We start from the raw sequence: 8,006 nt of genomic DNA on the forward strand, positions 1-8,006 counted from the left end.
CCATTATTTCCCACCTCTTTGGTCTGCTTTTCGATTTCCTTAAATATTCCTTCTAACAGTGTGGTAATCTGTCGCTTAAAAATGATCACCAGGCCTACCAGTACCACCAGTATCAATACAACTTCAATCACTCCGATCCCGTCTTCTTCGATTAAAAACGCTCTCCATTCTTCCCGCATTCGTTTTTCCTCCTACTCGTATTTCGCTGTATCTAAAGTACATGTTTTCATAAACTCTTACTGCACCGCCATAAGCGCCGGAACCATAATAATCACCATCACCACTGCCAGCATGAGAAACAGAGGTACCAGAAGACGCGTTCCTGCCTCCTCCCCCATACGCCTCGCCGTATGTTTTTGTTCCTCCCATGCTGTGATCATCTCCTGTTCCAGCAGCTGCTTCAGATTTTTTGTCCCCGTCCTTCTGTTCTGCTCCAGAAGGCTTGCCAGCTTCATGTAAGACTGCACTTGGCAGCGCCTTCCGAATGCCTCAATGGCAGCGCCTTCCGGTTCGCCGCAGCGAATCCGATTCAAAGTCAGAGCCATCTCCTCATAGGCCGGCCGGGCATGCATCCCTTCTGCCTCTCTTCTTCTCTCATAATTTTCAACAATACACTCCCAGGCTTTTCTCACTGTAAGCCCTGCGCCAATATACACCATCAGCTGATATACTACATCCGCATAATCCAGTGCAAGCATCTGCTTCCGCTTCTTTTTCGCTTCTTCCTCTCTGGATTTTTCCCGTCCGTAAAGCAGCACTGCCAGCGCAATGCCCAAAACCGGAAGAATCCAATATTCGGAAGAACGGGCCTCCCGGTATCTCACGGTCTTTCCATTGTATTCCCTAGGCAGCATCACCTTTCTGTTATCCGGATTTTGCTGATCGGCGTTCTGTATTAATTCCCTTAACTGCGAAGATGCCTTTTCGTCATCGCTTAACAGCACCGGACAAACCCGGATCTCAATCTCTCCCTCCTTTCTGTGGTTTCCGTCCGTCAGTGTAACCCCCAATACTGCCTGTACACCCTCCTCCCCGATCTTTTCCGCCGTTATTTTCCCATAAGAATCTATGATCTCCGGGTCCCTGCTTTGCCACACACACCAAATACCGGTTCCTTCAAATGAATCCGGCAGATTCAGATCGGTTCTTACCTGGTCCAGGCTCCTGTTCTCCCCCAAAATCATCCGGGGCAGCTCAAGAGAAAGCGTCTCCATAATCTCAGCGGCCTCTTCCGCGCTGTATTGTACCGGCGATATCTCCACGATGCAGGATATGGGCTCTTCGCCTATTCCCTCCGCCACGATCTCATAATGCCGGTTATCTTCCCCATAACCTCCTCTCTCCAGATATCCCTGCCCCAAAGAATTGTCCGCCGTCTCCCCATACACGGCTGCTCCCCATATGGCAAATCCCCCGGCGATGCAGATAATCTGTTTTTTCCATCGTCCTATCCGACTCACAATCATAACTGCCCCTATCCTATCCGTATATCCAGGATATACGCCAAAAGATCCAAATGGAGATCCACTAAAACCAGTGGATCCAGATGATCCAACAAAAGGTTATATCCCACCACCGATCACTGATCCAAATGATCCAGGGAAAGATACACCAGTACCATACGAAAAAGATCCAGAACCAACAGAAAGTAAAAGTATGCCACCTAAAGAAAAAGAGCCAAATAATGACCAAGGTATTACAAGAAATGAGACAAACCAAGATATCACAAATGAAATGGTTTCCCCACAAAAGGTCATTACTAAAAAAGATGAGCAACCACCTACGAGAAAAACTGATAGGAGTGAGATGCAAATTTTACCACAAACTGGCGAAAAAGAGAATATCTTGGGTAGTCTAGGGATCTTATCACTGACTCTAGGAACTTTGGGATTGTTTATGTATCGCAAGAAAGAAGATAAGTAGTATAAGTTTATGGAGAGTTTCATGGAGATAGCGTGAGTTATTTCCATGAAACTCTTTTCGTTGTAAAAGTAAGACGAGATCAAGATAAGGTCCATAGTATCAGGCTACAGACCTTATCTTGATTTATGTAAAATATTAGGTTGATCTTGATGTCATTCTAGTTCAATATTTTGGATCTCTTCTACTTTAGTGAGATAAGTAAAAACATGCTCAGAACTAATACTTGCTTTTAATTCGCCATAAAGCTGGCATGTGATTTTTCCATTACCATAATCATAAATAGCGTATTTAAGTGGAGATTTAAAATATTTTTGATCTAGGTGCTCAATAATGGAGTGCAGGGTATCGATATTACCAGTTAATTGAATAAAACAAGAAAAGTCTTTACCTTGTCTAAGTGCAAATTGATCCATATATTTTCCGATAACTTCTGTTAGGAGCACACAGAAAGTACCAATAACACCAATGCTATACAAACCACTGCCATATGCAAGACCGATCGCACCTGTTACCCAGATCCCAGCTGCCGTTGATAACCCATCGATTATTTCATCATGACGGTTGATGATCGTTCCAGCACCTAAAAAACCGATCCCACTCACAACTTGAGCTGCGATCCGTGATGGATCAACAGCCCAATTACTATGTGTGATCTTTATTAGATCAAAAAAGCCATATTTTGAAATGATCATTACCATTGCCGCTCCAACAGCTATTAAGGCGTGAGTGCGGATACCGGCATTTTTAGCCTTACTTTTTCGTTCAAATCCGATGATCCCGCCACATAATGCAGCTAAAAGCATGCGAAAACACCAATCTATTCTGAGCAAAACAACCCCTCCTCATAAAATTCATAGTTCCAGCTGTAATATACCACTTTTAAGTGTTTAAAGCCAAAATTATCTAATATAGATGATGTGCATGGAAAGGCAAGCCACTGATGTAAACTGTCAGTGGCTTGCCTTTGATCGTCATAGTTATTTAAGGTGGTCATTTTTTATAGTAAGTAATTTTTGTTTAGCAGTACTCAAATCAAGTGTGCTGAGATAAGGGATCGCTTGCTCAAGCTGTTTTGGTGAAAAATCCCACCATTTTAGATCTTTTAAAAATGCGATGGTAGTTTCATCAAAACGATAACGGATCAATTTAGCAGGATTTCCTCCGACAATAGCATAGGCGGGAACATCTTTGGTGACGACAGCTTGTGCTCCGATGATCGCACCGTCACCGATCTTTACTCCCGGCATGATCGTAGCTTTTCTCCCGATCCAAACGTCATTTCCGATCACAGTATCTCCCTTGTCAGGCATATCTTTTTTAGTCATCCCTTGCTTTTGCAACCAATCTGTTGAATATTCACCAAAGATATAGGTCGAAAAACTTGATATGGGATGATTGGCAGCCCCCATGATAAATTCAACCCCATTAGCGATCGATGTAAATTTTCCAATTATTAGCTCACCGTGACCTGGAAAATTATAGAGAACGTTATCGCGTTCGAATATAACATCTTTTTGTCCATCAGTGCCATAATACGTATATTCACCTACTTTGATATTACTAGCAGTAACGTGATCTTTGAGCAGTAACATTTTATCATTATGACTTTTTGGCATAGCCGAGCCCCCTTTTTTGATTTATTAATATGGTATACGATATATATTGAGTGTCAATAGGTAAAACACTAAATATTAATTATTTATATCATAGCTAATTATTGTATAAAATAATAATTATGGTACGATGCAACAAATAAGTAACTTGAAAAGTTGTTTTGTTCTGTAAAAAGGACTATAACAAAACTGAGCAGGATCGTACAGGGGAAGCATATATTTTAAAGATAGGTGAAGAAATATGCTTTCAAAAAATAATACAAATCTATATACCGAGAAGTTAGCACCCAAACGTCAAAAATTTGCGATCAGAAAATTTACAATAGGTGTTGCCTCGGTTTTAGTTGGAACGACTTTCGCGTTGTATGGGGGTTCAAGCCAAGTTTTAGCTGATCAAAATAATGCTTCAACGGCACAACAAGTTACAAGTGATGATCAAGTACAAAAGTCAGCAGATACTCCAGCTACTATTCCAGAAACTGAAAAGGTCCAGAACAGTGTTGCAGATCAAGCACCGCAGATCAATTTAGCAACACCTGACAGCAATGAGACACCAAAAGACTACTCAGGTCCTGATAATAGTGTGACTCCACGACCTCATCCAGAGAGTACTGACAGCAATGTAACACCACAAGCTAGCTCTGATACTACCGATAACGATACGTCCTCACAAACACCTGATCTACAAGTGGAAACACCAAGTCAAACGGCTAGCCATGTTTCGGATATGTTACAGTTTCAGACTGCTTTGAATGATAAGAATGTATCTGAGATCGTTTTGGATAAGGATGTTGTCAATAATACAGATGACTATGTCAGTGTGGATAAAGCTGGTTCAGCTCGAAAGGTTACCGTGTGGGGATCTAAAGTAGATGATGATAAAACAACGAGCTTAAATTTAGGTGATTATTCGCTTTATTTTTACAATAAAACTGCAACAGGCGAGCATAAATGGGATCTTACCTTTAAAAATGTCAATGTTTCGACTAACAATCCAAGAGGTTACGGGGTAGTTAGTTTCCAAAATAATGGGTCTGGTGCTAAAGTGGCATTTGATAATGTTTTAGCCAGTGGTAATGGAGTTTTGGTCTATGCTCCTAATGCAGATGTTTCTTTACGCGATACCGTTGCGACCCCGACTTATGTTGAAAATTCCCCGAGCGCAAATGTTACTGCAAATACAGTTGGACTCAGTGGAAAAGTTGTTCTAACATCAGGAGTTGATGATACAAGTACAGCACAAAATATTTACGCTGATGGAAAAGTGACCGTAAATAGTGGGGCAGATGTTGTCTTGACTACAAATAACTCTAAAAGTAATCGGTTGCAAAATCTTACAGCAGGATCGTTAGATGTAAAAAAAGGTGCTAAGTTATCAGTTAAAGCTAATACAACAGCCTCTAATGTAAGAGTTCCAAGTGGTAGTTCGAGTAGCCTAGTAGAGAATTCTGGTGCAGTCTATGTAACTGATGGTGACGTTAAAGTCGATGGTGAACTGACGGTCGATGCTACTACTAAAGATAAAAATTCGACCAGTGTCGTGGCTGCAGTGGTGTTGGGTGCATCTGCTAATACCCAAAATGACCTTGTAGTTGGCTCGACTGGAGAACTAGTCGTCAATGCGACAGGATCTCCTAATACACGAGGCGTTTATTTTATAAGTAATAATCATGCTTTTGGAATGCAAAAGGGTGCCAAGGCAACTTTTAAGATGGGGCATGGTGTTTCGAATGCAGTCTTTAATCCAGATAATCTAGTTTTAAATGAGGGTTCTAAGTTAGTTGTTGAAACCTACCAGGATAATAATGGAGTGACTAATCCAGGTCTTGATGCTAATGATGCAGGTGCTCATTCAGGTGTGATCACTTTAGATCTCAACAGCAGTAATAGACCTAATAATTCTGAGGTCACAGTAGGTAATGTGCATGGTGCGTTAGTAGTCAAAAAGGATGCTTTGTTAAAGGTCGTTCGCAAAGTAGATGATGCAACTAAGCAAGCTGCTACGCCATTACTTTCTTTTGGTGGCACCGGTAGTAATAATGGTACAAATTCGTTAGATGTCGATCATGGCTCAGTTGTCTTGGAAGATGCTTTGCAAAAAGATAGTTTGACACATTCTAATTTAGGTTACTATTCTTACTTAGGGATAACTGATAGCGAACATTCACCGGTCTACCCTTTGGGAATGGTCTCGATGTGGGGGATTGGATCAATTGATCGCGTCAATGTAGTAGCACCAAAACTTTTCAAGATGGAGCGCACAGGTAAACAAAAGGGGATGCTTTTCCGATTAGAAGCTATCGATAATAAAATAACTGTGACAGCCGATACCGATAAAAGTGTACCAGTAAAATATGGAACACTTGGGAATGTCAGATACAATAACAAAACCGTCTCACAAGCTAAAAATTATCAGTGGGATGTAGAGAAATTAAAATCTGTCAATCGATTAGGCGATTATTCGATGAATTATCGCAATGGTAATACTTCCGGGACACCATTTGGTCTTTCACCTGTATCTAGCGTTAGTTTCAACCAAGAAACACCACAGGAAGCTAAAGATGATTTCAATAATTACTTTAATTGGTGGAGTGCGACAGATCTAGAGATGGGAAGCGATCTGAAAGTATATTCGCCATTCTATCGGCCCTTAGTAGTGATGAAAAATGAGAATCAAAGTGAAGTTGTATCATATCGAAATAATGATCTGCCAAGTAGTGCAACATATAAACTATTTGATAAAAATAACGATCTTTCTTGGGTGAAAGTTGATACTACAGGCAAAGTAACTGTATCCCCAACTGATGCTACAAGTTTAGGGCTACATAATGTTTCAGTTGAGGCAAGTTTTGATAATGGTCAAAAAGTGGTTGCTTATGTTCCAGTAATGGTGCTAGATAGTGATCAAAGAGTAGTTTTCAACGGTGAAAATATGTTAGTTGGTAAGACTGAACCTGTTTTTACTCATAAAACCAGCGATAAGAATTTAGTTTTAGATCCAGTTCAGGCGGTAAATAGTCTGACAGCTTACACTAGAGATGATAAAACAGGGAAATATCTCCAAGTCGCTAAGTATACTCCAAATAGTGAGGGAACCTTTACTGAGAAAACAACAGGTAAAGCATTAAATGGAGTAAAGGTAACTTGGGTAGAGGTACCGACAACAGTAGTACCTAAAGATAGTTCTGATACTGAAACATCCTCAGTTTCAGCTGCAGTAAATGTAGTAGATCAAGAAGTAGACTTTCCAAAATTGGGTAAGTTTCCGGATCTAGGCAATTTACCGGTAGTGGTCACAATGTATGGTGCAAGTGCTAAACCAGATGTTAGTGCTACAAGTGATCTGCCTCAGACTTTACCGCAAGCACAAAGCGTAGTTTCTATGCCTGAACTAACAGAAAAACACCATGCTGCAGTAGCTGATGTCAGTTGGAAAACTAGACCAGATCTAACACGACCTGAGCGTCAGGTATCAGGAGTTGTTAATGTTGATTTTGTTGATGGCACAAAGTTAGAGGTGCCAGTATCCGTTGAAGTTAAACCTAACATGGCAGAACTCAATGATCCAGTAGGGCAAGATGTATATACTACTTTAGATAAAGAGCCAATAGCTGAGAAAGGGGTAGCTAATACGGCTTCTATGCCAACTGGGACCCAGTATAGTTGGAAAACACCAGTAAATATTTATACTTTAGGTGAAAAACCAGGTAAAGTAGTAGTCACATATCCTGATGGAACAAAAGATGAAGTGTTGGTTCGAGTTCTTGTGAGCGATCCGAATGCCGATAAAAATAAAGTTCCAGAAGATACTTTGGATGTAGATAAATATGTTCCGCAAGGTCAAGAAGTGACAACAGTTCAAGACCAAGTGCCACAAGCAGAAAGTGGTGTATCCAATAAGTCAGAATTGCCAAAAGAAACCAAGTACGCTTGGAAGACGCCATTGAATGTATCTACCCCAGGAGAAACACAAGGCACAGTAGTAGTGACCTATCCAGATGGAAGTCAAGAAGAAGTACCAGTAGATGTAACTGTGACACCGCTTGTACCAAGTAAAGATCCAGAAAAGACACCAACAGATGCTGAAAAATATACCCCACAGGGCCAAGAAGTGACAACAGTTCAAGACCAAATGCCACAAGCAGAAAGTGGTGTAGCTAATAAGTCAGAATTGCCAAAGGAAACAAAGTACGCTTGGAAGACACTATTGAATGTATCTACCCCAGGAGAAAAGCAAGGCACAGTAGTGGTGACCTATCCAGATGGAAGTCAAGAAGAAGTACCAGTAAAAGTGGTAGTCACGAAAACGCCAGAAAAAACACTAACAGATGCCGAAAAATACACTCCACAAGGTCAAGAAGTGACAACTGCCCAAGACCAAACGCCACAAGCAGAAAGTGGTGTAGCTAATAAGTCAGAATTGCCAAAGGAAACCAAATACGCTTGGAAGACGCCATTGAATGTATCTAC

6 protein-coding genes are annotated in these 8,006 nt (G+C 41.0%); 2 read left to right on the plus strand and 4 right to left on the minus strand.

The genetic code is table 11. The annotated features are described in order from the left end of the window. Positions 1-179 (minus strand): Flp1 family type IVb pilin (locus Q9Q35_RS11960; protein WP_370648879.1); only part of this gene is annotated, 179 nt, incomplete at its 3' end. Positions 180-236: 57 nt separating this feature from the next. Further along, on the minus strand, positions 237-1,388 hold the full coding sequence (locus Q9Q35_RS03215) for a hypothetical protein (protein WP_304652105.1): 1,152 nt from the start codon (positions 1,386-1,388) through the stop codon (positions 237-239). Positions 1,389-1,401: 13 nt separating this feature from the next. On the opposite strand from Q9Q35_RS03215, the gene Q9Q35_RS03220 reads away from it, so the two are divergent. Then, entirely contained in the window at positions 1,402-1,923 is a 522-nt protein-coding gene (locus Q9Q35_RS03220; protein WP_304652106.1) for an LPXTG cell wall anchor domain-containing protein, read from the plus strand. A gap of 152 nt (positions 1,924-2,075) precedes the next feature. On the opposite strand, the gene Q9Q35_RS03225 is transcribed toward Q9Q35_RS03220, so the two are convergent. Then, positions 2,076-2,753 carry an MgtC/SapB family protein gene (locus tag Q9Q35_RS03225; RefSeq protein WP_304652107.1) on the minus strand — a complete coding sequence of 226 codons (678 nt, stop codon included), beginning with the start codon at positions 2,751-2,753 and terminating at the stop codon, positions 2,076-2,078. Positions 2,754-2,900: 147 nt separating this feature from the next. Then, positions 2,901-3,539, minus strand: coding sequence for a CatB-related O-acetyltransferase (locus tag Q9Q35_RS03230; RefSeq protein WP_304652108.1), 639 nt, complete (start codon positions 3,537-3,539; stop codon positions 2,901-2,903). Between the two features lie 238 nt (positions 3,540-3,777). Between Q9Q35_RS03230 and Q9Q35_RS03235 the strand changes: the two genes are divergently transcribed. After that, positions 3,778-8,006: Rib/alpha-like domain-containing protein (locus Q9Q35_RS03235; protein ID WP_304652109.1), on the plus strand; the 4,229-nt coding region annotated here is incomplete at its 3' end.

Origin of the sequence: uncultured Ligilactobacillus sp., assembly GCF_948826705.1 — a bacterium.
GTDB lineage: Bacteria > Bacillota > Bacilli > Lactobacillales > Lactobacillaceae > Ligilactobacillus.